This is a genomic window from Allobosea sp. OK403, from assembly GCF_900113835.1.
GTDB lineage: Bacteria > Pseudomonadota > Alphaproteobacteria > Rhizobiales > Beijerinckiaceae > Allobosea.
Genome location: NZ_FOQV01000001.1, coordinates 1,291,197 through 1,311,558, shown reverse-complemented (window position 1 = coordinate 1,311,558; position 20,362 = coordinate 1,291,197). Strand labels below are relative to the sequence as shown.

20 protein-coding genes and 2 tRNA genes are annotated in these 20,362 nt (G+C 65.0%); 13 read left to right on the top strand and 9 right to left on the bottom strand.

Annotated features, from left to right (window positions below; genetic code table 11):
* The first annotated feature begins 48 nt into the window (after positions 1-48).
* Positions 49-636 carry a helix-turn-helix domain-containing protein gene (locus BMZ97_RS05810; RefSeq protein ID WP_092166401.1) on the top strand — a complete coding sequence of 196 codons (588 nt, stop codon included), beginning with the start codon at positions 49-51 and terminating at the stop codon, positions 634-636.
* Between the two features lie 423 nt (positions 637-1,059).
* Here the strand turns inward: BMZ97_RS05810 and BMZ97_RS05805 are convergent, their stop codons facing one another.
* The 4 genes from BMZ97_RS05805 to BMZ97_RS05790 all read right to left on the bottom strand — a co-directional run bounded on the left by BMZ97_RS05805 (position 1,060) and on the right by BMZ97_RS05790 (position 4,790).
* Positions 1,060-2,481, bottom strand: a complete 1,422-nt coding sequence (locus tag BMZ97_RS05805; protein WP_092166664.1) for a M20 family metallopeptidase — start codon at positions 2,479-2,481, stop codon at positions 1,060-1,062.
* Between the two features lie 124 nt (positions 2,482-2,605).
* On the bottom strand, positions 2,606-3,109 hold the full coding sequence (locus BMZ97_RS05800; protein WP_092166389.1) for a cupin domain-containing protein: 504 nt from the start codon (positions 3,107-3,109) through the stop codon (positions 2,606-2,608).
* 4 nt (positions 3,110-3,113) lie between these two features.
* Entirely contained in the window at positions 3,114-3,971 is an 858-nt protein-coding gene (sseA, locus tag BMZ97_RS05795; protein WP_092166387.1) for a 3-mercaptopyruvate sulfurtransferase, read from the bottom strand.
* Between the two features lie 90 nt (positions 3,972-4,061).
* Positions 4,062-4,790: an alanyl-tRNA editing protein gene (locus BMZ97_RS05790; protein WP_092166385.1), complete on the bottom strand. Its 729-nt coding sequence runs from the start codon at positions 4,788-4,790 to the stop codon at positions 4,062-4,064.
* 384 nt (positions 4,791-5,174) lie between these two features.
* On the opposite strand from BMZ97_RS05790, the gene BMZ97_RS05785 reads away from it, so the two are divergent.
* Together BMZ97_RS05785 and BMZ97_RS05780 are read left to right on the top strand one after the other, a co-directional pair.
* Entirely contained in the window at positions 5,175-5,981 is an 807-nt protein-coding gene (locus BMZ97_RS05785) for an SDR family NAD(P)-dependent oxidoreductase (protein WP_092166383.1), read from the top strand.
* Between the two features lie 165 nt (positions 5,982-6,146).
* Positions 6,147-7,520 (top strand): methyl-accepting chemotaxis protein, encoded by a 1,374-nt coding sequence (locus tag BMZ97_RS05780; RefSeq protein WP_092166381.1) that lies wholly within the window; start codon positions 6,147-6,149, stop codon positions 7,518-7,520.
* Positions 7,521-7,695: 175 nt separating this feature from the next.
* Here the strand turns inward: BMZ97_RS05780 and BMZ97_RS05775 are convergent, their stop codons facing one another.
* Positions 7,696-7,995 carry a hypothetical protein gene (locus BMZ97_RS05775; protein ID WP_092166379.1) on the bottom strand — a complete coding sequence of 100 codons (300 nt, stop codon included), beginning with the start codon at positions 7,993-7,995 and terminating at the stop codon, positions 7,696-7,698.
* A 271-nt stretch (positions 7,996-8,266) separates the two neighbouring features.
* Entirely contained in the window at positions 8,267-8,641 is a 375-nt protein-coding gene (locus tag BMZ97_RS05770; RefSeq protein WP_092166377.1) for a hypothetical protein, read from the bottom strand.
* Positions 8,642-9,335: 694 nt separating this feature from the next.
* On the opposite strand from BMZ97_RS05770, the gene BMZ97_RS05765 reads away from it, so the two are divergent.
* The 6 genes from BMZ97_RS05765 (at position 9,336) to BMZ97_RS05740 (ending at position 15,509) form a co-directional block, all read left to right on the top strand.
* On the top strand, positions 9,336-10,355 hold the full coding sequence (locus BMZ97_RS05765; protein ID WP_092166375.1) for an aldo/keto reductase: 1,020 nt from the start codon (positions 9,336-9,338) through the stop codon (positions 10,353-10,355).
* A gap of 59 nt (positions 10,356-10,414) precedes the next feature.
* Entirely contained in the window at positions 10,415-10,633 is a 219-nt protein-coding gene (locus tag BMZ97_RS05760; RefSeq protein WP_092166374.1) for a hypothetical protein, read from the top strand.
* Between the two features lie 193 nt (positions 10,634-10,826).
* A complete protein-coding gene (locus tag BMZ97_RS05755; RefSeq protein ID WP_092166373.1) occupies positions 10,827-11,981 on the top strand; it encodes an ABC transporter substrate-binding protein in 1,155 nt (384 codons plus the stop codon).
* Between the two features lie 153 nt (positions 11,982-12,134).
* Entirely contained in the window at positions 12,135-13,010 is an 876-nt protein-coding gene (locus BMZ97_RS05750; protein WP_092166372.1) for a branched-chain amino acid ABC transporter permease, read from the top strand.
* Entirely contained in the window at positions 13,007-14,785 is a 1,779-nt protein-coding gene (locus BMZ97_RS05745; protein ID WP_092166371.1) for a branched-chain amino acid ABC transporter ATP-binding protein/permease, read from the top strand. The genes BMZ97_RS05750 and BMZ97_RS05745 overlap by 4 nt, the downstream gene beginning before the upstream one ends.
* Positions 14,772-15,509: an ABC transporter ATP-binding protein gene (locus BMZ97_RS05740; protein WP_092166370.1), complete on the top strand. Its 738-nt coding sequence runs from the start codon at positions 14,772-14,774 to the stop codon at positions 15,507-15,509. The genes BMZ97_RS05745 and BMZ97_RS05740 overlap by 14 nt, the downstream gene beginning before the upstream one ends.
* Before the next feature lie 370 nt (positions 15,510-15,879).
* On the opposite strand, the gene BMZ97_RS05735 is transcribed toward BMZ97_RS05740, so the two are convergent.
* A tRNA-Asn gene (locus tag BMZ97_RS05735) sits at positions 15,880-15,954 on the bottom strand.
* Between the two features lie 188 nt (positions 15,955-16,142).
* Here BMZ97_RS05735 and BMZ97_RS05730 point away from each other — a divergent pair.
* The 4 genes from BMZ97_RS05730 to BMZ97_RS05715 all read left to right on the top strand — a co-directional run bounded on the left by BMZ97_RS05730 (position 16,143) and on the right by BMZ97_RS05715 (position 19,465).
* A tRNA-Cys gene (locus BMZ97_RS05730) sits at positions 16,143-16,216 on the top strand.
* 258 nt (positions 16,217-16,474) lie between these two features.
* Positions 16,475-17,116, top strand: coding sequence for a protein-L-isoaspartate O-methyltransferase family protein (locus BMZ97_RS05725; protein ID WP_092166363.1), 642 nt, complete (start codon positions 16,475-16,477; stop codon positions 17,114-17,116).
* Positions 17,117-17,278: 162 nt separating this feature from the next.
* Positions 17,279-18,700: a TolC family outer membrane protein gene (locus BMZ97_RS05720; RefSeq protein WP_244546245.1), complete on the top strand. Its 1,422-nt coding sequence runs from the start codon at positions 17,279-17,281 to the stop codon at positions 18,698-18,700.
* Positions 18,701-18,847: 147 nt separating this feature from the next.
* Positions 18,848-19,465 carry a PopZ family protein gene (locus tag BMZ97_RS05715; protein WP_092166361.1) on the top strand — a complete coding sequence of 206 codons (618 nt, stop codon included), beginning with the start codon at positions 18,848-18,850 and terminating at the stop codon, positions 19,463-19,465.
* Positions 19,466-19,604: 139 nt separating this feature from the next.
* Here BMZ97_RS05715 and BMZ97_RS05710 read toward each other — a convergent pair whose 3' ends face one another.
* Both BMZ97_RS05710 and BMZ97_RS05705 read right to left on the bottom strand, forming a co-directional pair.
* Positions 19,605-19,832 carry a hypothetical protein gene (locus BMZ97_RS05710; RefSeq protein ID WP_092166359.1) on the bottom strand — a complete coding sequence of 76 codons (228 nt, stop codon included), beginning with the start codon at positions 19,830-19,832 and terminating at the stop codon, positions 19,605-19,607.
* A 25-nt stretch (positions 19,833-19,857) separates the two neighbouring features.
* Positions 19,858-20,343 (bottom strand): pyridoxamine 5'-phosphate oxidase family protein, encoded by a 486-nt coding sequence (locus tag BMZ97_RS05705; protein ID WP_092166357.1) that lies wholly within the window; start codon positions 20,341-20,343, stop codon positions 19,858-19,860.
* Between the last annotated feature and the right edge of the window lie 19 nt (positions 20,344-20,362).

The following is a 20,362-nucleotide window of genomic DNA, read 5'->3' as shown; positions in this document are numbered from 1 at the left end:
CTGCAAGCGATTTCATGTGCATGAAATAGAGGCGGAGATGGAGAGTTCATGAGCGCCCCTGCCGCCAGCGGACCCGGCCAGCCGGTCGATCAGGAGATCGGCGCCGGCTTACGCAGATTGCGGCGTGCGCGCGGGCTTTCGCTGGTCGATCTCGCAGCCCGCACCAATCTGTCGATCGGCTTTCTCAGCCAGATCGAGCGCGGCCTGTCCTCGCCGACCTTGCGCGTGCTCGTCGGCATGGCGGATGCGTTCGGCGTCGGGCTCGCCGATCTCTTTCCCAATGGCACGCCGCCGCAGGACCAGCCCGCGACCATCGTCCGCAGCGCGGACAGGAGCGAATTGCAACTCTGGCGCTCGGGCATCCGCAAGCATTTGCTGACCCCGCTTGCGGAGGGCTCGAAGCTCAACCTCTACATGGTCGAGCTGGAGCCGGGCGCGAACACCGGAGATGAGCTCTATACGCATCAGGGCGAGGAGGCCGGGCTCGTCATGCAAGGCGCCATGCTGCTCAAGGTCGAGAGCGAGAGCTGGACCTTGCAGGAGGGCGACAGCTTCCGCTTCCTGTCCTCGCGCCCGCATTGCTTCGCCAATGCGGCGGAGGGCGAGACGCGCGTGCTCTGGGTCACCAGCCTGTAGAAGAGGCCGTCTTCATCATCGCAGTGGCAATCGCAGCCATCGCTGGGCGCTCAAAGGCGCGACGGCAGGGCTGAATTCTCAGAGCCCTCTCGAAATGAACCGAGCGATATCAGAAGCTTCCGATCGCTTGCCCCACGCGCCGTCATCCCGGACAAGCGGCGAAGCCGCGCCGATCCGGGATCCATTCCTGAGCCTAACCAGGCAGTGCTCCGGCATGGATCCCGGGTCGACCTTCGGTCGCCCGGGATGACGGCGTGTTGGTGTCAGGACAGAGCCATTGAAATCTTTGGGTTCATTTCGAACCAGGCTCCTCAGGATGAGGGCTCGCGGAGCAGGGCTGAGCTCTAAAGAGACTAAGCTAGCCGCAGCGCCATGTTTCGCGGGGCCTCCCGGACGCCGCACGGCGTCCGGGAGCGCTGACGTTCAGCCGCCGAGCGACATCTTCAGCGGCGGCTTGACCTCGGTCGGCAGCGGCGAGGTGTAGCCTTCCTTGCCCAGGCGCTTCTTGTGGTCGGCTTTGGCGGCCGCCATCAGGGCGGGGTCGGAGAGCACGGCAGCGCCTGTCGCGGCCATCGCCTTGGCGACATGGATCATCGCCTTGTGAGCAGCTGGCTGCTTGCCCTGCGAGACCACCTGCCAGGTGTGGAACGGCGTGCCGACAGCGACGGTGGGCGCATGCGCCTGGACGGTCGGCACGGCCCAGCTGACATCGCCGACATCGGTCGAGCCGATGGCGGGGTTGCGCTTGGCGTCCATCGGAACGAGGAAATCGGCCAGCGGCACGCCCGAATCCTCCATGCCGATGGTGCGCCAGATCGAGGCGATCTCCTGCGGGGACAGCGTCTTGCGGATCTCCTCGGCGAAGGCCTTGTCGGCATCGTCGAAATGCGGCGGGCCGAGCTCTTCCATGATCCCGTGCAGCGCCTGTTCGAGCGGCGGGTTGGCGAGCAGGTCGGAGACGGCGCTGATGATGCGCATCTCCATCTTGGTTTCCGTCATCAGCGCCGCGCCTTCGGCGATTTTCTTCACGCGCTGGACGAGTTCGAGCATGCCGCGCAGATCGCGCGCGCGGATCGAATAGCGGACGCGGGCGTGGGCCTGGACGACGTTCGGCGCGATGCCGCCGGTGTCGAGCAGGGCGTAATGCACGCGCGCATCGCTGGGCATGTGCTCGCGCATGTAGTTGACGCCGACATTCATCAACTCGACGGCGTCGAGCGCGCTGCGTCCGAGATGGGGGCTGGCGGCGGCGTGCGCCGCACGGCCGGTGAAGATGAAATCAGCGCGGGTGTTGGCGAGCGCCAGCGGCGGGGCGACCTCCCACCAGCTCGACGGATGCCAGGTGATCGCGACATCGGCGTCGTCAAAGGCGCCGGCGCGGACCATGAAGGCCTTGGCGGCGCCACCTTCCTCGGCCGGGCAGCCATAATAGCGCACGCGGCCAGGGATCTTGTTCTCGGCGAGCCAGTTCTTCATCGCGGTCGCGGCGAGCAGCGCGGCCGAGCCGAGCAGGTTGTGGCCGCAGCCATGGCCGTGGCCGGCGGCCTCGACCTCGCGATGCTCGGCGAGACCGGCTTCCTGGCTCAGGCCGGGCAGGGCGTCATATTCGCCCAGGAATGCGATGACCGGGCCGCCTTCGCCGGCCTCGCCCATCACCGCGGTCGGGATCTCGGCGATGTTCTCGGTGATCTTGAAGCCCTGGTGCTTCAGCTCGGCGAGATGCTCGGCGACCGAGCGCTGTTCGGTGTAGCAGACCTCGGGCATGCCCCAGACGCGGTCGCTGAGTTCGATGAAGCGCTGCTTGCTCGCATCCACATGCCGCCAGAGATCGTTTCGATTGTCCATGATCGTTTTCGCCTTGATGGGGTCGCAATATATGAGCCGGGCGGCCGCCGCCCGTCCAGTTGCTGGAAGCATGGCCGATGCCAGCCGACGCAACGTCATCATGTCGGGCGCCGGCCCGATGTCCTCAGGGCTGCTTGTGGATCGGATCGACCCAGTAGACCGCCTCCGGTGCCTCGACCGGATCGACATCGGTGATGTTGACGACCACGGCTTCGTTGTCCGAGCGCACCAGCACGCATTCCAGCGGCTCGTCGGGATTGGCGTTGATCTCCTGATGCGGCACGAAGGGCGGCACGTAGATGAAGTCGCCCGGGCCGGCCTCGGCGACGAATTCGAGCCGCTCGCCCCAGCGCATGCGAGCCTTGCCGCGCACGACATAGATCACGCTCTCCAGCTCGCCATGGTGGTGCACGCCGGTCTTGGCGTTGGGCTGGATCGAGACCGTGCCGGCCCAGATCTTCTGGGCGCCGACGCGGGCGTGGTTGATCGCCGCCTGCCGGAACATGCCCGGCGTCTGCGCCGTGTTCGGGTCGAGCTTGTCACCGGTGATGACGCGCACGCCGTCATGCTTCCAGCGCGGCTCGTCGTGGGAGTGGTCGTGCGGATGGTCGTGATCGTGTCCGGACATGACCTCAGCCCTTCTTCGCCGGGCCGGTGGCGATCGGGCGCTCGCTCGAGCCCCATTCCGCCCAGGAGCCGTCATAAATGGCGCGCGCCGGTTTGCCGATCGTCTCCAGCGCGGCCGAGAGGATCGCCGCCGAGACGCCCGAGCCGCAACTCGTGATCAGGGGCTTGTCGAGATCGACGCCGGCCTCGGCGAAGGCGGCCGCGATCGCGTCGGGCGATTTCAGCCTGCCGTCCTGCATGATGGCGGGGAAGGGCAGGTTGAGCGCGCCCGGCATATGGCCGGACCGCACACCGGCGCGCGGCTCGGGCGCCTCGCCGCGGAAGCGGTCGGCGGGACGGGCGTCGACGACCTGGATCGCGCCGCTGCCGAGCGCGCGCTCGACGTCGTCGGCGTCGGCGATGGCGGAATGGTCGAGGCGTGCGGTGAAGGTCCGGGCCGAGCGGGAGCGCGGTGGGCCTTCCTCGATCGGGCGGCCTTCCGCCTGCCATTTCGGGAAGCCGCCTTCGAGGATGACCACGTCCTTGGCGCCGAAGGTCTTGAAGGTCCAGCGCACGCGCGGGGCCGAGAACAGGCCGAGCCCGTCATAGACGACGATGCGCATGCCGTCGCCGATACCCATCGCGCCGACGGCGGCCGCGAAGGCCTCTGGCCGCGGCAGCATATGGGGCAGGTCAGAGCTGGTATCCTTGACGGTGTCGATGTCGAAGCGCAGTGCGCCCGGGATGCGGCGCTGCGCATATTCGGCATGCGGGTCGCGGCCATGGACGGGCAGGTACCAGGAGCCGTCGATCACGACGACATCGGGCGCGCTCAGGCGCTCAGCGAGCCATTCCGTGGAGACGAAGACGTTGTCGCTGGCCATGATCGGCATTTCCTTGACGTTGCGGCCGCTTACTATGACGGCCTGAGCTGGCGGCTGGATTCGAACGATTCCGTCCGAATGCGACCTGATCTAGGCGAGCGCGATGCGGACGCGCCGGTTCTGCTTGCCCTTCTTCTCGATATCCGTGACCGCGACAAGGCCGATCTCGGCGGTGTTGCGGACATGGGTGCCGCCGCAGGGCTGCAGATCGATGTCGCCGATGGCCACCAATCGGACACGGCCCGAACCGCGCGGCGGCTTCACCGACATCGTCTTGACCAGGCCCGGATTGGCGTCGAGCTCCTCGTCGGTGATCCAGCTTTCGGTGACATCGGCGTTGCGGGCGATCAGGGCGTTGAGCGTCCCGGAGATCTCGGCCTTGTCGAGTCCGCCTTCGGGAATGTCGAAATCAAGCCGCCCGTCGCCTTCGCCGATCGCCCCGCCTGTCACCGGATAGGACAAGACCACGCTGAGCAGATGCAGCGCCGTGTGGATGCGCATGCGCTTCAGCCGGCGCTCCCAGTCAAGCACGACCGTCACAGTCTCGCCGGGCTGCGGAGCGGCCTGTCCTTCAACCTGTCCTGCAAGCGGAACATGGATCACGCGGCTCTTGTCCTCGGGATCGTAGATCGCCGTGCCGATCGCAATCTCGCTGCCGTCTGCGCGAACGAGCTTGCCGGCGTCGCCCGGCTGCCCGCCGCCGGTCGCGTAGAACACCGTCCTGTCGAGGATAACGCCGCCGCGCTCATTCACGGCTTCGACGCGTGCCGACGTCTCCTTCAGATAGGCGTCCTGGCGAAACAGCAATTCGGTCGGCATGGTCTGGTCGTCCCTGGGGCGCGCTTCGGCGGCGCGGGGTGCGGAGATTGCACGGATTGGGCTGGCCGCGCCAGAATGCTTTCTCCCGGGATAGAGCGGCTTTCCTGGGGGGAGCATGCCGCCGTTCCGCCTAGCCCTTCCGTCGCAGGACGGCAGGGACTAGAGGTTGTGAGAGGCCGTTTGGAAACCTCCGAGCCCTCATCCTGAGGAGCCATTCCGCGAGGAATGGCGTCTCGAAGGATGCTCCAGATGGTTCATGAGCCTCCTGGGCCATCCTTCGAGACGCCGCTGCGCGGCTCCTCAGGATGAGGGCTCACGTTTCCAAACGGTCCCTAACAACCTCTAGATAGCGCGATGATCCGTCGACCGCGCCCGGGAGCCTCGATGTCATTGCCGCGCATGCAGCCGAAGGACGGGGTCGCCTGGGTCACGGGTGCGAGTTCGGGCATCGGCGAGGCGGTTTCACTCGAACTGGCGCGGCGGGGCTGGACCGTCGCGATCACCGCGCGCCGGCTCGACCTGCTCGAGGATATCGCCCGGCGCGCGGAAGGATTGCCCGGCCGCATCGTCGCCCATGCCGGCGACGTGACCGAGGCTGCCGCGATGCAGGCGGTGGTGGATGGAATCGAGAGCGTGCACGGTCCGATCGCGCTCGCCTTCCTCAATGCCGGCATTGCCCCTCACGTCCATTCCGGCCCATTCGATCTAGCTGCCTTCGAGCAGGCTTTCGCCGTCAACCTGTTCGGCGTGGCCAAGGGGCTGGCGGCCGTGCTGGAGCGCATGACGCCGCGCGGCCGAGGGCAGATCGCCGTCAACGCTTCGATTGCGGGTTATGGCGGTATGCCGCGCGGAGCGGCCTATGGCGCGTCCAAAGCGGCGGCGATCCATCTCTGCGAGGCGCTGAAATTCGACTGCGACAGGCTCGGCATCCGGCTGCAACTGGTCAACCCGGGCTTTGTCGACACGCCGCTGACCCGCAGGAACGGCTACCCGATGCCCTTCCTGATGCCGCTCGAGGAGGCGGCCCGGCGCATCGTCGAGGGTTTCGCGCGCGGCGGTTTCGAGATCGCTTTCCCGCGGCGCCTGGCCTGGTTCGCCAAGGCGGTGAATTGTCTACCCTATCCCGCTTATTTCTGGCTCGTGGCGCGATTGATGCCCCGGGGCAAGTCAATGAGGCGCGACAGAGCCTGAGCCCTTGGCCTGCCCTCTTGCGGGATCAGCTTTGAATCCGCTGCCAGCATTGCTGGGGAACGCTGCGCCGGCTGGCGATTTCATCGCATCTTAACCGGTGTGACGCTGATATGGCGCGCTTTGAACGCTCGTTTTTCTCCTGCACTCTGGAGAGATCTGCACTGAATGCGCCTCGATTCGCGTAACATCCAGATTCCGACGGTCGATGAAATCGAGCCGCGCCTGCGACTCTACGGAATCGACGATGACTGTCGTGAACTGGCGCGGCAGCTCGCGCCTGAAGTCGGCCGTATCATCGAGCGCGTGATCCGGCACAATATCAGCATCACCAAGGACCATCTGAAATCGAGCCGGGCTTCGCTCGATATCCATGGGGAGGCGCTGACGCGCGCGGTCGTGTCGCATTTCAACGTGCTGTTTCAGGCGCGTTTCGACGAGAGCTATCTGACCTCCCTCGAACAGATGCTGAAGGTCGAGTTCGATTCGATGATCGGCGCCAGGGCGCGGTTGCAGGTCGGCCAGAAACTCGTGCTTCCGCTGCTGCAGGCGCGCGCCAGGCGTGGCATGCGGCGCCTGCTCGGACAGGCCGTGTCGCCGCGCGACGTCGACCTGCTGATGCGGCTTCTCTATTTCGACCTGGTCTGCGCCATCGCCGTCGAGCAGCATGAGACGCGCCGCGCCGTCGTCGAGCGGCATGACTCTCTCGACGGGGCGCTCAAGGCCTTCAGCCAGCGGACGGAAGCGCTCGGCACGACATTCGAAAGCAGCGCCCGCGAATTGACCGCGGCGGCGCGGCAGATGCTGGAGAAGGCGCAAGCGACGCTGGAGCAGTCGAGAGAGGCTGAGGTCGCTTCGACCAAGGCCTATCGCCTGGCAACCGAAAGCGCCGATACCACCAGCCAATTGCACCAGCTCACCAGCGATATGGGCGCGCGCCTGTCCGGCGCCGCCGAGGCGACGGCGACCAGCGTGGCGCATGCCTCCGACATCAAGGATTCGATGGCCGATCTGGCCGGGGTCATCGAACAGGTCGGCTCGATCGTGGCCGTCATCAAGCAGATCTCGGACCAGACCAACCTGCTGGCGCTGAACGCCACGATCGAGGCCGCGCGCGCCGGGGATGCCGGCAGGGGTTTTGCTGTCGTCGCCCATGAGGTCAAGAACCTGGCCGCGCAGACCGGAACGGCGACCCAGGCCGTCGCCGGGCAGATCGAGAAGATCGAGACCGCGACGCGGCGCTGCGTCGGCAGCGTCGACGCCATCACCGACAGCGTCGAGACGATTTCGCGTCTCAGCAACGAGGCGGTCGTTACCTTCGCCTCGCAATTCGGCCTGGCCGGTCGGATTTCGGAGGCCGCAGGCCTGATCTCGGCGCAGTCCTCCGATGTGGTCAGCGGCGCGCGGCGCTCGAGCCAGGCCATGACGGAAACCATCGCGGCGATCGACCGGGTGGAGGCGACGGCTCTCGGCCTCGCGAGAAGCGCGGAGACGTTACGCGCCCTGGTCGGCGAGCTCGGCGCGACAGTCGCCGCCGCCTGATCCGTCTCTCATCTAAGAGTGACAGCAGGACCAATGCGAAGAACCGGTGGCCACTTTTTCGCATCCTGCTCCTGCATGTAAAAACCGCGCCGCAGCGTGGTGCTGCGGCGCGGTCTGACTTGGATGATCGCTGACTTGGATGTTCGCTGACTTGGGCGATCAGTGACTTGGACGATCAGCGGTAATAGGGCCGGTCGTAATGGCGGCGGTGGTGACGCCCATAATAGGGCGGCGGGCCGCCAAAACGACGTCCGTAGGCCGGAGGGCCATAACGGCGCGGGCCATGGCGGAACTCCCGGGGTCCGTCGAAGCGGCGGCCATCATGGCGCCAGTCGCGATACTGGACCTGCTGGATGTCGCCGGCCGGAGCCTGGATCTCCCGGCCCGAGGCGAAGGCCGGCGCGGCCTCGGCGATCGCGGGCAGGAACGCCGCGGCACCAAGCGCCAGGCTCGCGGCGAGGATCAGTTTACGCATTGAATTCTCCTTCCGGTGGATCGGTGTGGGTCCGATCTATGCCGGCGCCGCAGAACTACCGATGAATGGAAAAGTGCACCTGCGTTCAGGGAGGGCGGGGACGCAAGGAGCGGCCGGGACCTGAACGGCTCGCGCCGGAGCAGGTGGTCTTCGAGGGCCTGCGCTGTGTTGGGGAAGGCCGGACGAAGAGCCGGACGCCGTTCGATGGCTGGCAGTGGCGCACCAGGGAATCACAAGCCCGGCGCAAGCGAGCGCCGGGCTGTCCACAGGCTCAGCCAGCCTTCTTGGTGACGATCGTGAGCAGCCCGTTCTCGCTCATCTGCGCGAACAGGACATGGGTTGACGATAGTCCCTTAGCTTCCAGAGCCGATTTGATGGTTGGCGTGGAGTCGACCGAACTCCGGAGCTTTTGAAGCTCACCGTCCCCCCGTTGGGCGACGATCTCGGTGACCTGCGATTGAGTCGCCGCCGGCAATTCACTGATGTCGACCACGTTGACCGATTGAATCGTCGGCGGGGCCGATGGGGCTTGCGGTGCAGATGTCGATGGGCGGCTGGGCTTGGGCGGGTCCGAGGGGGTCTGTGCATTGGCGGCCATGGACAATGCGAGCGCGGCTCCGGTGGCCAAGGTAGTGATCATGCGCATGGACGTTCCTCCATCAGTTGCGGATGAACGGCCTAACTCACACCGCAAATGCGGTCGGATGCTGAACGGCATCTGACCATCTCGTGACGATGTCGTGGCGAAGGCATCACATTGATGGCGCCTGGAACTGTGGACTGAAGCGGGGGCTGGATCGTCGGGGCTGTCCGACGACGGTCAGACGAATCTCCAAATTCATGGAAATGCGCAGAGACCTCGACGAGCCAGGTGGCAATAATCGCCAGCATCCTTCGTTTCGAAGGAATTTTCAGCGCGACTCCTTCGCTTCGACATTTACGGTGTTGCCGCTATCCCGATAAGGTTGCGATGCTGTCGATCCGGCTCATTGCCCCGCAAACCGAATGACCATGCCGATGTCGCTGCGCGGCCCGCGCAACGTCGCCGCCCTCCCGCGCGTGAGTGGCGTGGGCACATCGTCCTCGGCCATCCCATGTGTCACGGACCTCGCGATGGCGCGGCTTTCGTGCGGGACGCATCGGCTGATGCTGCCGCAGTTGCGGCAGCGGCGATCGGCTTCGTAGTGCTGCTCTAGCCCATTGTTTTAACGCGCTTTCTTCACGCGAACCGGTACCCGCTTCGCTCGAAAACGCTCTGGACGCCTGCCGCTGCCGAACTGCTCGGGATCACATTGGCCATCGCCGGCGTCGCGATTCATCGACCGAAAAAGGGAAGCGCCATGAAATACGCCAATCTCGGCCGTTCGGGCCTCAAGATATCCAGAATCGGGCTTGGCTGCATGAGCTTCGGTGTCGAATCGAGGGCGTGGCGGCTCGATGAAGCGGCTAGTCGCCTCGTCATCCGGCACGCCCTCGAGCGTGGCATCACCTTCTTCGATACCGCCGACATGTATGGTGCAGGGGAAAGCGAGATCGCGCTCGGCCGCGCGCTTGCCGATTTCGCCCGGCGCGACGAGGTCGTGATCGCGACCAAGCTCTTCTACCCGGTGCGCCCGGACCCGAACGGGCGCGGCCTGTCGCGCAAGGCCTTGTTCGCCGCGATTGACGGCAGTCTGAAACGACTTGGAACCGATCACGTCGACCTCTACCAGATCCATCGCTGGGACGAGGAGACGCCGATCGAGGAGACGATGGAAGCGTTGAACGATGTCGTGCGCGCCGGAAAGGTGCGCTATCTCGGCGCCTCCTCGATGTTTGCCTGGCAGTTGCTCAAGGCGCAGAGCGTCGCGGCGGCCAACGGCTTCAGCCGTTTTGTCTCCGTGCAACCGCACTACAATCTTCTCAACCGCGAGGAAGAGCGTGAGATGCTGCCGATGTGCCGATCCGAAGGCATCGGCGTCATCCCGTGGAGCCCTTTGGCGCGAGGGCGGCTCGCCCGGCCCTGGGCCGCGGAATCGACCTCGGAGCGCGTGCGTCACGACCGCACCGCGGAGCGGCTTTACGCCCACACCGCGGCGGCGGATCAAAGCGTTGTCGAAGCGGTGGGCGAGATCGCCTACAAGCGCGGCGTTTCGCGAGCGCAGGTGTCGCTCGCATGGCTGCTGTCGCGGCAGGGCGTGGTTGCGCCGATTATCGGTGCGGGCAAGCTTGCCCATCTCGATGACGGGCTGGGCGCGCTGGACCTCGCACTCGACGAGGCGGAGATAGCGGTGCTTGAAGCGCCCTATGTTCCGCACGCCGCCAGCTTCTATCAGGAAGCCCCTGGCCCCGATCAAAAAGCGCTTCCCGAAGCGGCTTGATCCACCATCTTCCTGGGTCGGAGCGTCTTGCGGAGTTTGAGAGGCCCATTCGCCGCTGAATGTGCGGTGAACAATCTTGCATATGCGGAAATACCCAGATCCGCCTGGAGCGGAAGGGCTACTACGCCGTCCTCGAGCGGACCCAGAAAGCTGAGCTCGACATCACCGCCTGGCTGCAATGGTTCCTGGGCTGCCTCGACTGCGGATTCTGCGGTGCGCAGGACATCCTCGCCAATGTCCTGCACAAGGCGCGTTTCTGGGAGGCGATGACCGGCTAGCCGCAAGCGATACGGGGCGAATGCCCAAAGCTGGCGCTGGTCGAACTGTGCGGCCTGTGCGGCGCTGTCGGCAGCCACTGGCCCACAGCAGTGGACTAAAGGATGAGGCGTTATCCGCGTTAGACGAATGTATGATTCGCATAACGGAACGCGAGGTCGGGCGCCAAGATCCGGCCCAATAGGGAGGATTGCCATGCTGTTGACCCGCCGCGGGTTCACGACCGCTGTTGCTGGAACCATCGCCGCTCCGGCGCTTATTCGCAGCGCTTTCGCGCAAGGCGCTACGGTCAAATTCGGCATGGTCATGCCGATGACCGGCGCAGCCGCCGAATCCGGCTCCTTCGCCCAGACGGGCGCCAAGCTCGCCCTCGAACAGGTCAACAAGGCCGGCGGCGTGCTCGGCAAGCCGGTCGAGCTGATCTTCGAGGATGACCAGACCACCAACCCCGGCGCGGTGCTGGCCTTCTCCAAGCTGGCGAGCCAGCCCGACATCGTCGCCTTCCTCGGCTCGATCCGCTCGACGCAGATGCACGCGATGGCCCCCGACATGCTGAAGGTGGGCAAGCCGGTCGGCTTCGGCGGCACAGACCCGAACCTGACCAAGCTCAACAACCCCTGGCTCTTCCGCTTCCGTCCAAATGATTCCTATTCGGGCAAGGTCATCGCCCAGTTCGGCTCCAAGGAGCTCGGCAAGAAGAAGTGGGCGATCGTCCACTCGACCGACGCCTTCGGCACGGCTGGCGGAAAGGCGCTCGCCGATTCCCTGGCCGACAATGGCGCGACGCTCGCGCTTGACCAGGGCTATGCCAACCAGAGCCAGGATTTTACGCCGGTCGTGCTGGCGGTTCGCCAGTCGGGCGCCGACATCCTCGGCACCTATTTTACCTTCGAGACGGATCTGGGCATCTTCGCCCGCCAGTTGCGTCAGCTCGGCGTCACCATCCCGTGGGTCGGCTCGCCGTCGATCGTCAACATCTCGGCGCTGAAGCTCGCCGGCCCGGCGCTCTACAACACCTATGGCGTGGCTGACTATGCCGAGGATTCCAGCGATGCCTCGAAAGCCTTCGGCAAGGCCTATCGCGATGTTCGCAAAGTCGCGCCCGACAACCAGTCCTCCTGGACCTTCGACGCCGTGACCTGCCTCGCGCTGGCGATGAACAAGGCGGGTTCGACCGAACCGGCCAAGGTTCGCGAGGCGATGCTTGCCATTCGCGGCCACAAGGGCGCCGAGGGCGAATACAACTTCGACAAGAACGGTGACGGCCTACATGGCTACAACATCGTCAAGAACGACAAGGGCGAGATCAGGTTCGACAAGCGGCTCGATTTCACGCCGAACCTCGGCTGATCTCTTCGGCGCGGCGTTGGTTTCGCCTCCCGGCGAGATCCGCGCTCTGCCGGTGCCCGCTTTTTCGGAACCATCCTAGATCACGCCTCCGAGCGGCGGGCATGCCCTGTCGCCCGGAGGACCGATCCGGCTTCATTTGCGCGCGGTAGATTGATGGATCTTGCTCTCCAACTGCTTTTTACCGGAATCGGCATCGGCTCGGTCTATGCGCTCGTCGCGTTGGGGTTCGTGCTGATCTTCCGGGCGACCAATGTCGTGAACTTCGCTCAAGGCGAGTTCTCGATGCTGGCAGCCTTCATGATGGTGGTGTTCACGCTCAAGCTCGGCTTGCCCTACTGGCTGGCCTTCATCATGGCGCTCGTCGGCATGGCGGCGGTGGGCGCGGTCTTCAACTTGGCGGTCTATTACCCGCTTCGGCACCGCACCTATCTGCCGGTGATCATCTCGACGATCGGCGCCTCGATCTTCCTGGCCAATGGCATGCTCGCCTTGCACGGACCGGAACCGGAGGTTCTCGAGGGCTGGTTCGAGACGCCGGGCTTCCTGGTCGGGCCCGTCTATGTCGACAGCCAGTACCTGCTGATCATCGGCGTGACGGCGATCCTGGTCGTGCTTCAATACTGGTTCTTCGAGCACACGCTGCTGGGCAAGAAGCTGCAGGCGACTTCGCAGGACAAGGAGATGGCCGCGCTGCTGGGGATACCGGTCGCGGCAATGATCATGGTCACCTTCGTCTATTCGGCGGTGATCGGCGGCATCGCCGGCATTCTGGTGGCGCCGGTCCTGTTCGTCTCGATCGGCATGGGCGCGGCGATCGCGCTCAAGGCCTTCGCCGCCACCATCATCGGCGGCTTCGGCGACGTCACGGGCGCGATCATCGGCGGTCTGGCGCTCGGCGTCATCGAGACCTTCGGCGCCGCCTATATCTCCGTCCCTTACAAGGACGGCTTCGCCTTTCTGGTCCTGATCGCCTTCCTTATCTTCCGGCCACGGGGCATATTCGGCGAGCGGGTGGCGGAAAAAGCATGAGCACGACTGCTTCCCCCGCCACCGAGGTCGCCCGTACGCGCCTGAACTGGGGCGTGCCGGCCTATATCCTCTTCGTTGCGGCGGCGATCGTCTTCGCCGTCCTGATCCCGAAGACCGGCTACATCCTCAACATCTCACTGCAGGCGACGACCTACGCCATCGCTGTGCTCGGCCTGACGATCGTTCTGGGCCTCTGTGGCCAGATCAATCTCGCCCAGGCTGCCTTCTTCGGGCTCGGCGCCTATGCGGTCGGGCTCGGGCAGACCGAGCACGGCCTGAATTTCTGGATCTGCCTGATGATAGGCACCAGCCTCGCAGCGCTGTTTGGGGCGCTGCTCGGCGCCTCGACGCTGCGGCTCGGCGGGCATTACCTCGCCATGGTGACGATCTCCTTCCAGCAGATCCTGACGCTCATCCTGATCAACTGGATTCCCGTGACCAAGGGGCCGGATGGTGTGCGCGCCATTCCCCGCCCGGCGCTTCTCGTCGATGGGTCTTACTATCTCGGGCTCTGCATCGCGGTGCTTGCCGGGCTCGGCTATCTGGTCTGGCGCCTGCGCGATACGCGGCTTGGCCGCGCGATGCGGGCGGTGCGCGACAACGAACTCGCTGCGGGTGTTGCCGGCATCGACATCTATCGCACCAAGGTCACGGCCTTCGCGCTGTCTGCCATCCTCGGCGGCATCGGCGGCGGGCTCTTTGCCGGCGGCTTCGCCTATGTCAGCCCGGACCAGTTCTCCTTCGCCGAGTCGGTTGTGTTCCTGACCATGGCGCTGCTCGGCGGCGTCGCCTCGCCGATCGGCGCGGTCATCGGCACCGGGCTCCTGATCCTGATCCCGGAATGGCTGCGCTTCCTCAAGAGCATCCCGGGCCTGTATCTGGCAATCTACGGCGCGGCGGTCATCCTGATTGTCCTGTTCATGCCGGACGGCATCTGGGGCTATCTGCGCGGGCAGCTCGATCGCTTCAAGCGCGCGAGGCATTCGGTCAAAACCGGCGACGCCCTGCAACTCTCCGGTGGCGGTGCGGGCGCCGAGACGGTCCTGGAGGTGCGCAAGCTCTCCAAGCATTTCGGTGGCCTGAAAGCGGTCGACGAGGTCGATCTGCTGATCAAGCGCGGCGGCGTACATGCGCTGATCGGACCCAACGGTTCCGGCAAGACCACGACGCTGAACGTCCTGTCCGGCCTCTACAAGGCGACATCCGGAAGCGTCATTCTGAATGGGCAGGACATCACTAGCCTGCCGCCGCATGCCCGCACGAAAGCCGGTCTCGGCCGCACCTTCCAGAACATCCGGCTGTGGCGCTCGATGACGGCGCTGGAGAACGTCATGGTCGGCGCCGAGCGCCCGGGAAACACGGCCGCCGACGATCCAGCCGCCGTCATCGCCCGCGCGCGCGCCGCACTTGCCTTCGTCGACCTCGAGCACAGGGCCGACGAGGTCGTCGCCGGCTTCTCCTATGGTCATCAGCGCGCAGTCGAGATCGCCCGTGCGCTCGCCGGTGATCCCGCTTTGCTGCTGCTGGACGAGCCGGGGGCCGGCCTGAACTCGTCCGAGAAGGTCGAGCTGCGCAATCTGCTCAAGCGCATCTCGGCGCGCGGCCTGACCATTCTGATCATCGACCACGACATGACGCTGGTGAGCGAGGTCGCCCAGCATATCACCGTGCTGAACTTCGGCCGCCATATCGCCGACGGCGTCTCGGCAGATGTGCTGCAGCATCCCGACGTGATTGCGGCCTATCTTGGAACGGCTCCCGATGTCGCTGCTTGAACTGAAATCAATCGTCGTCCGCTATGGCGAGATCGAAGCCGTCGAGGGCATCTCCCTGATCGTTGACGAAGGCGAAGTCGTCACGCTGCTGGGCTCCAACGGTGCGGGCAAATCGACCACGCTGCGCGCCATCTCGGGACTGGAAAAGCCCATTTCGGGCGATATTCTGTTTGAGGGGCAGTCGATCGTCGGGCTCAAGCCCGAGGAGATCGTTCGCCGCGGCATCGCGCAAGTGCCGGAGGGCCGCCGTATCTTCCCCGGCCTGAGCGTGCGCGAGAACATCATGCTCGGTGCCTCAAACCGCAAAGGCCTCAAGACCTCGGCGATCCGGCGCGAGGCCGACGAGATGTTCGACCTCTTCCCCGATATCCGCCGCTTCGCCGACGCACTCGGCTGGACCCTGTCGGGTGGCCAGCAGCAGATGGTGGCGGTGGCGCGGGGGCTGATGGCCAAGCCCCGCATTCTGCTTCTCGACGAACCCTCTCTGGGGCTCGCGCCCGTCATTGTGCAGGCGGTCTTCGCCATCATCGCCGAGATTCGGCGTCGCGGGACGACCGTGCTTCTGGTCGAGCAGAACGCCCGAATGGGTCTCTCGGTCGCTGATCGCGGCTATGTGCTGGAGACCGGCAAGCTCGTGCTTTCGGGCACCCCGACGCAACTCTGGTCCAACGAGGAAATCCGTGCCGCATATCTGGGCGGCCGCACGGCAGCGGCACATGCCTAGTTCCCTCCCTCCAGCTGAAAATGCGGATCTGTTTCAAAGACCGCAATCGGCTATCATCCGATTTTTGGTAGGCCAGCGCTTAGAGGTGTTCTTTCTGATGTGTTGGACTTCCGCTTCTGTGCAGATGACCAATGTCAGCTCTTGGCGCAGAGCTGCCATGCACCGCAGATCGCCTGTCTTTTACGCCGTGGCGCTGATTCCGCGATGAGTGCTCAGAAGAGGTGGGCGACCGTGGTACGTGTCGCTGTTCTACACCTGTCTTCGATCTGCCTCGCAATCCAATGCTGGCCTAGCCGACGGGAGCAAACCGGCTCGTAGCGTAGGGAAAAATCGCACGCGGGCACAGTTCGCGCCAAGGCGTGGAAAAGTCTGGCTCCCGGAGCAGGATTCGAACCTGCGACCAATCGATTAACAGTCGATTGCTCTACCGCTGAGCTATCCGGGATCAGTGGCCGCCGTATACCCATGCCACCGAGAGCGCGCAAGCCCTTTGCGACAAAGCAGGTGGGAAAACGTCGGCTCACCAATTTGCCCGTGGGTCATGCCGCGCGGCGTGGCGAGGATGGGTTGCGGCCCGGCCCGGCATGTGGTTATACGCCGTGCAAGATGTCACGCCAGCGCGGACATCGGGATGGCCTCGTGGCGGAGTGGTTACGCAGAGGACTGCAAATCCTTGCACCCCGGTTCGATTCCGGGCGAGGCCTCCAATTTTCCCAACCATCGCCAATAGCTGAGATTCGGGTCCGCTCCGCGGCGCGCGCGCCCTCGTGGCGTCATGCCGTGATGGTGTCTTGTCCCTTGGCGTGTTGCTCCCTGGCGTCTTGCCTTTTGACGCGGCCTCGAACAAAAGCTGTCGGATCGGTCGATAGGCTTGGCTCGGGCCCCGGGCCATGGCGTATCGGCCCGCTTTTGGTGGCGCCGGCCGCGAGCTGCCGGCCTAGTGTCGCAGACGGAGATTTCGGGACATGGACAGTTTCGCCGCGCTGCGCCGCATGATGGTCGATTGCCAATTGCGGACCTATGACATTACCGACCGGTCCGTCCTGGCGGCGGCCGATACGGTGCCGCGCGAGGCCTTCCTGCCCGATACGCTGTCCTACCTCGCCTATCTCGACCAGTCCGTGCCGTTGCCCGGCACGGGGAGGGCGCTGATGACGCCGATGGTCGTGATCCGCATGATCCAGACGCTTGCCGTGCAACCCCGCGAGAGCGCGCTCGAATATGGCGGCGGCACGGGCTATGGCGCAGCCGTGATGGCGAGCATGGGTGCGGCTGCGACGCTCTGGGAGCCGGATGCCGAGGCCGCCGCCTTGGCTGGCCCAGCCCTGAAGCGGGCCGATGCCGGCGCTGTCGTGCTGGCGGGCAAGCGCCCCGCTGATTATAGTTTCGACGTGATCCTGGTCGGCGGCGCCTGTGAGACCGGCCCCGACGAACTTTTCCCGTTGTTGCGCGATGGCGGCCGGCTCATCGCGGTCGAGGGGCTCGGGCGCTCCGCACGGGTAAAGCTCTATCAGAAATCGGGAAAAACCGTCTCGGGGCGCCCGGTTTTCGACGCCGCAGCGCCGGTTCTGGCGGAATTCCGCAAGGCGCCGGCCTTCGTTTTCTGAACGAAAGGTGTCGCATTTTTGCGGCAGTGCGAAACGGAAACCCGATCTGGTGCCCAGCCCACGTTGGCGCGTGCCTCGGTTACGGCTATGTAGGATTCTTAAATTTATGCCGAGGCTGGGGCGATGCCTGGGCGTGACAGCAGTCCGCACATGAGGCGTCCGGTGACGAGACAGAAGTTCGATAAGAAGTCGGTTGAGTTTGGTGCTGCGGCATTGATCGCCGTTGCATTGCTGTTCGGGGGCACTGCCGCCGCCAGCGCTCAAACCATGGATGCGGCGTTGTCGCGGGCCTATTCGGGCAATCCGACGCTGAATTCGCAGCGTGCTTCGCTGCGGGCGACGAATGAGAACGTGCCGCAGGCGCTCTCCGGCTATCGGCCGAAGATCACCGCCTCGGCCGATATCGGCGCGAGCATTTCCGAGAGCGATACTCCCGCCAAGGATACGACGCGGGGTTTTCACAACAGCACGCTCAGCCGGCTCGGTCCGCGTGGCGGCGGCGTGCAGATCGACCAGAACATCTTCGACAGCGGCAAGACGCGCAGCTCCGTCAGCCAGGCCGAATCGCTGGTGCTGGGCGCACGCGCGACGTTGCGCAACACCGAGCAGAACGTCCTGCTCGATGCCGCGACCTCCTATATGAACGTGCTGCGCGACACCGCGATCCTGAATCTCAATCGTAACAATGTCGAGGTTCTGGAAGAGCAACTGCGCCAGACCCGTGACCGCTTTCAGGTCGGCGAGGTGACGCGCACCGACGTCGCTCAGGCCGAGGCGCGCCTGTCGGCAGCGCAGTCGCAGGCGATTCTCGCCGAATCGAACCTCAAGACCTCGATCGCGCGCTTCCGCCAGAATGTCGGCACCGAGCCCAAGCAGCTCGCGCCGGGACGGCCGATCGAGAATCTGCTGCCGAAATCGCTGCCCGCCGCGCTCAACGTCGCGCTGACCGGGCATCCCTCGATCATCGCCTCGCTGCATGGCGTCGATGCCGCCGAATTGCAGGTCAAGGTCACGGAAGCGGACCTCTACCCGACCTTCGGCGTGCGCGGTGTCGTCCAGCAGCGCTATGATTCGACCTATTTCGGTGACAACCGGACCAGCGCCAGCGTCGTCGGCACGCTGACCGTGCCGATCTATGAGGGCGGCCAGGTCTATTCGCGGACACGACAGGCCAAGGAGACGGCCGGTCAGCGCCGGATCGATGTCGATACGCAGCGCGACACGGTGCGTGCGGCGGTGGTCTCGGCCTGGGGTGGCCTCGAGGCGGCCAAGGCGCAGATCATCGCGGCCCAGGCGCAGGTGCAGGCGGCCGAGACCGCGCTGTCTGGCGTGCGCGAGGAGGCCAAGGTCGGCCAGCGCACCACGCTCGACGTGCTCAACGCGCAGCAGGAGCTTGTCAGCGCCCGCTCGACCCTGGTCACGGCGCAGCGCGACCGCGTCGTCGCCTCCTATTCGGTGCTTTCGGCGGTCGGCCGGCTTTCGGCCGAGACGCTGAAGCTCAAGACCGAGACCTATGATGCACGCAAGCATTATGATCAGGTCAAGGGCTTGCTCTGGGGCACCCAGACGCCAGATGGGCGCTGATTCAGAATAACATTCGCGCAACAGCGGGCATTTCTCTTGTGGGCGGCTGAAAAGCCGCCTTGCCCGAGCTGCTCCCCGTGAAATACTCAAGGCAGGAGCGGCGTTGATTCTATCGACGCGCCTGGTGTCGAGTGGTCCGGACCCAAGATGAGCGCGCAACCGAAGCCCAGCGAACCGTCGATGGAGGAAATCCTTGCCTCCATTCGTCGGATCATCTCGGATGACGAGGCCAAGCCTGCCGAAGCGCCGCCTGCTGCCGTAACGGATGGGGACGACGAGTTGAAGGCGCTGCTCGCCGGTGCGAGTGCCGTGTCGGCCGCCGACGACGACGTACTCGATCTCGGGGCCGAAGCCAGCCTGGTCGCCGCACCCGAACCGGAGCCTGAGCCGCCGGCCGAGGCCCAGGCGCTCGCCGAATCCAGTGATATCGACTTCCTCGAGGCCGCGGAGCCGGTCGCGACAACCGAGCCGGAACCCGTCTTGCCGCAGGCTTCCGTGCCGGCTCCGGCTCCGCCGCCTGCTGCGTCCGCGCCGTCCTTCGACATGGCTCAGCTTCTCTCCGACCAGACGAGTTCGGCGGTCACCAGTGCCTTCGGCCAGCTTGCCCATACGGTTTTGTCCAACAACGCCCGCACGTTGGAGGATCTGGTGAAGGATATGTTGAAGCCGATGCTGAAGAGCTGGCTCGACGACAATCTGCCGACCATGGTCGAGCGGCTGGTGCGCGCCGAGATCGAGCGCGTAGCGCGCGGCGGCCGCAACTAGAGCCTTTCCGCGTTTCTCCGAAGCGTGGACATGTTCTAGCTCCTTGTTTTATCGCATTTTCTTCGCGCGAAGATACTCTAAACGCGGTCGCGCCGGCCGGCGCGACCTCAGACATCGCGTGGTTGTCTTTACCGCTTGGTCAGGCCCGCGTGGCGCGAGGCTTCCTGGTGGGCACGGTCTGCAGCCGTTCGAAAGCGCCTTCCGAGCGCAGTTTCTTGTAGATGAGGCTGCCGAGCATCAGGGCCAGCGTCGGCGTGCCGAGCCGCGCGACCAGCATCGCGATGCCGATGGTGACGGGGCGGGAATAGCGGCCTGACGCTGCTCCGGCCCCGAACCAGGCGCCGAGCGCGTGGACGAAAAACTTCATCGCAATCGTTCCCTTGCTGCAATGGTCAGAGGACCACTTTGCGATTGTCGCCGAGATTGGGCTTCGAGCCTGTGATCGCGGCAGCCGCCATCTTCACTGTCGTGACGATCTTGCCGGGACTGTCCCAAAACTCGGCCATGGCGGGCCTAACGCGCAGGACGCGGATATTGGGATCGTCCTTGCTCTCCCAGAACGCCTTCGCAGCGGTTGACCAGAGTTCGCCGATCTTGCGGCGGTCGTCGAGGATGTTGGCTGTGCCGGTCACGGAGACATAGCGATAGCCGCCATTGTCGGCAAAGGTCAGGCAGACATTGTCGTTGATCTCGACCTCGTCATCCTTGTGATTGCGCGCGTCGGTCAGAAAGTAGATCGCATCCTCGTCGCGGGCGGCATGGGCGCTCATCGGCCGGGAGCGCAACTCGTCGCTCGAACCGTCATGCGTCACCAGCATGCACAGCCCGATATCGTCGATCAGCGTCCAGGCGCGATCCTGGTCGGTGCGATGGGTCATGGGACATTCTCCTATCGTT

Bases quoted from the DNA above. Each gene is read 5' to 3' on its own strand.
- BMZ97_RS05810 (WP_092166401.1), top strand. From the start codon at position 49: ATGAGCGCCCCTGCCGCCAGCGGACCCGGCCAGCCGGTCGATCAGGAG.
- BMZ97_RS05805 (WP_092166664.1), bottom strand. From the start codon at position 2,481: ATGGACAATCGAAACGATCTCTGGCGGCATGTGGATGCGAGCAAGCAG.
- BMZ97_RS05800 (WP_092166389.1), bottom strand. From the start codon at position 3,109: ATGTCCGGACACGATCACGACCATCCGCACGACCACTCCCACGACGAG.
- sseA (WP_092166387.1), bottom strand. From the start codon at position 3,971: ATGGCCAGCGACAACGTCTTCGTCTCCACGGAATGGCTCGCTGAGCGC.
- BMZ97_RS05790 (WP_092166385.1), bottom strand. From the start codon at position 4,790: ATGCCGACCGAATTGCTGTTTCGCCAGGACGCCTATCTGAAGGAGACG.
- BMZ97_RS05785 (WP_092166383.1), top strand. From the start codon at position 5,175: ATGTCATTGCCGCGCATGCAGCCGAAGGACGGGGTCGCCTGGGTCACG.
- BMZ97_RS05780 (WP_092166381.1), top strand. From the start codon at position 6,147: ATGCGCCTCGATTCGCGTAACATCCAGATTCCGACGGTCGATGAAATC.
- BMZ97_RS05775 (WP_092166379.1), bottom strand. From the start codon at position 7,995: ATGCGTAAACTGATCCTCGCCGCGAGCCTGGCGCTTGGTGCCGCGGCG.
- BMZ97_RS05770 (WP_092166377.1), bottom strand. From the start codon at position 8,641: ATGCGCATGATCACTACCTTGGCCACCGGAGCCGCGCTCGCATTGTCC.
- BMZ97_RS05765 (WP_092166375.1), top strand. From the start codon at position 9,336: ATGAAATACGCCAATCTCGGCCGTTCGGGCCTCAAGATATCCAGAATC.
- BMZ97_RS05760 (WP_092166374.1), top strand. From the start codon at position 10,415: ATGTGCGGTGAACAATCTTGCATATGCGGAAATACCCAGATCCGCCTG.
- BMZ97_RS05755 (WP_092166373.1), top strand. From the start codon at position 10,827: ATGCTGTTGACCCGCCGCGGGTTCACGACCGCTGTTGCTGGAACCATC.
- BMZ97_RS05750 (WP_092166372.1), top strand. From the start codon at position 12,135: ATGGATCTTGCTCTCCAACTGCTTTTTACCGGAATCGGCATCGGCTCG.
- BMZ97_RS05745 (WP_092166371.1), top strand. From the start codon at position 13,007: ATGAGCACGACTGCTTCCCCCGCCACCGAGGTCGCCCGTACGCGCCTG.
- BMZ97_RS05740 (WP_092166370.1), top strand. From the start codon at position 14,772: ATGTCGCTGCTTGAACTGAAATCAATCGTCGTCCGCTATGGCGAGATC.
- BMZ97_RS05725 (WP_092166363.1), top strand. From the start codon at position 16,475: ATGGACAGTTTCGCCGCGCTGCGCCGCATGATGGTCGATTGCCAATTG.
- BMZ97_RS05715 (WP_092166361.1), top strand. From the start codon at position 18,848: ATGAGCGCGCAACCGAAGCCCAGCGAACCGTCGATGGAGGAAATCCTT.
- BMZ97_RS05710 (WP_092166359.1), bottom strand. From the start codon at position 19,832: ATGAAGTTTTTCGTCCACGCGCTCGGCGCCTGGTTCGGGGCCGGAGCA.
- BMZ97_RS05705 (WP_092166357.1), bottom strand. From the start codon at position 20,343: ATGACCCATCGCACCGACCAGGATCGCGCCTGGACGCTGATCGACGAT.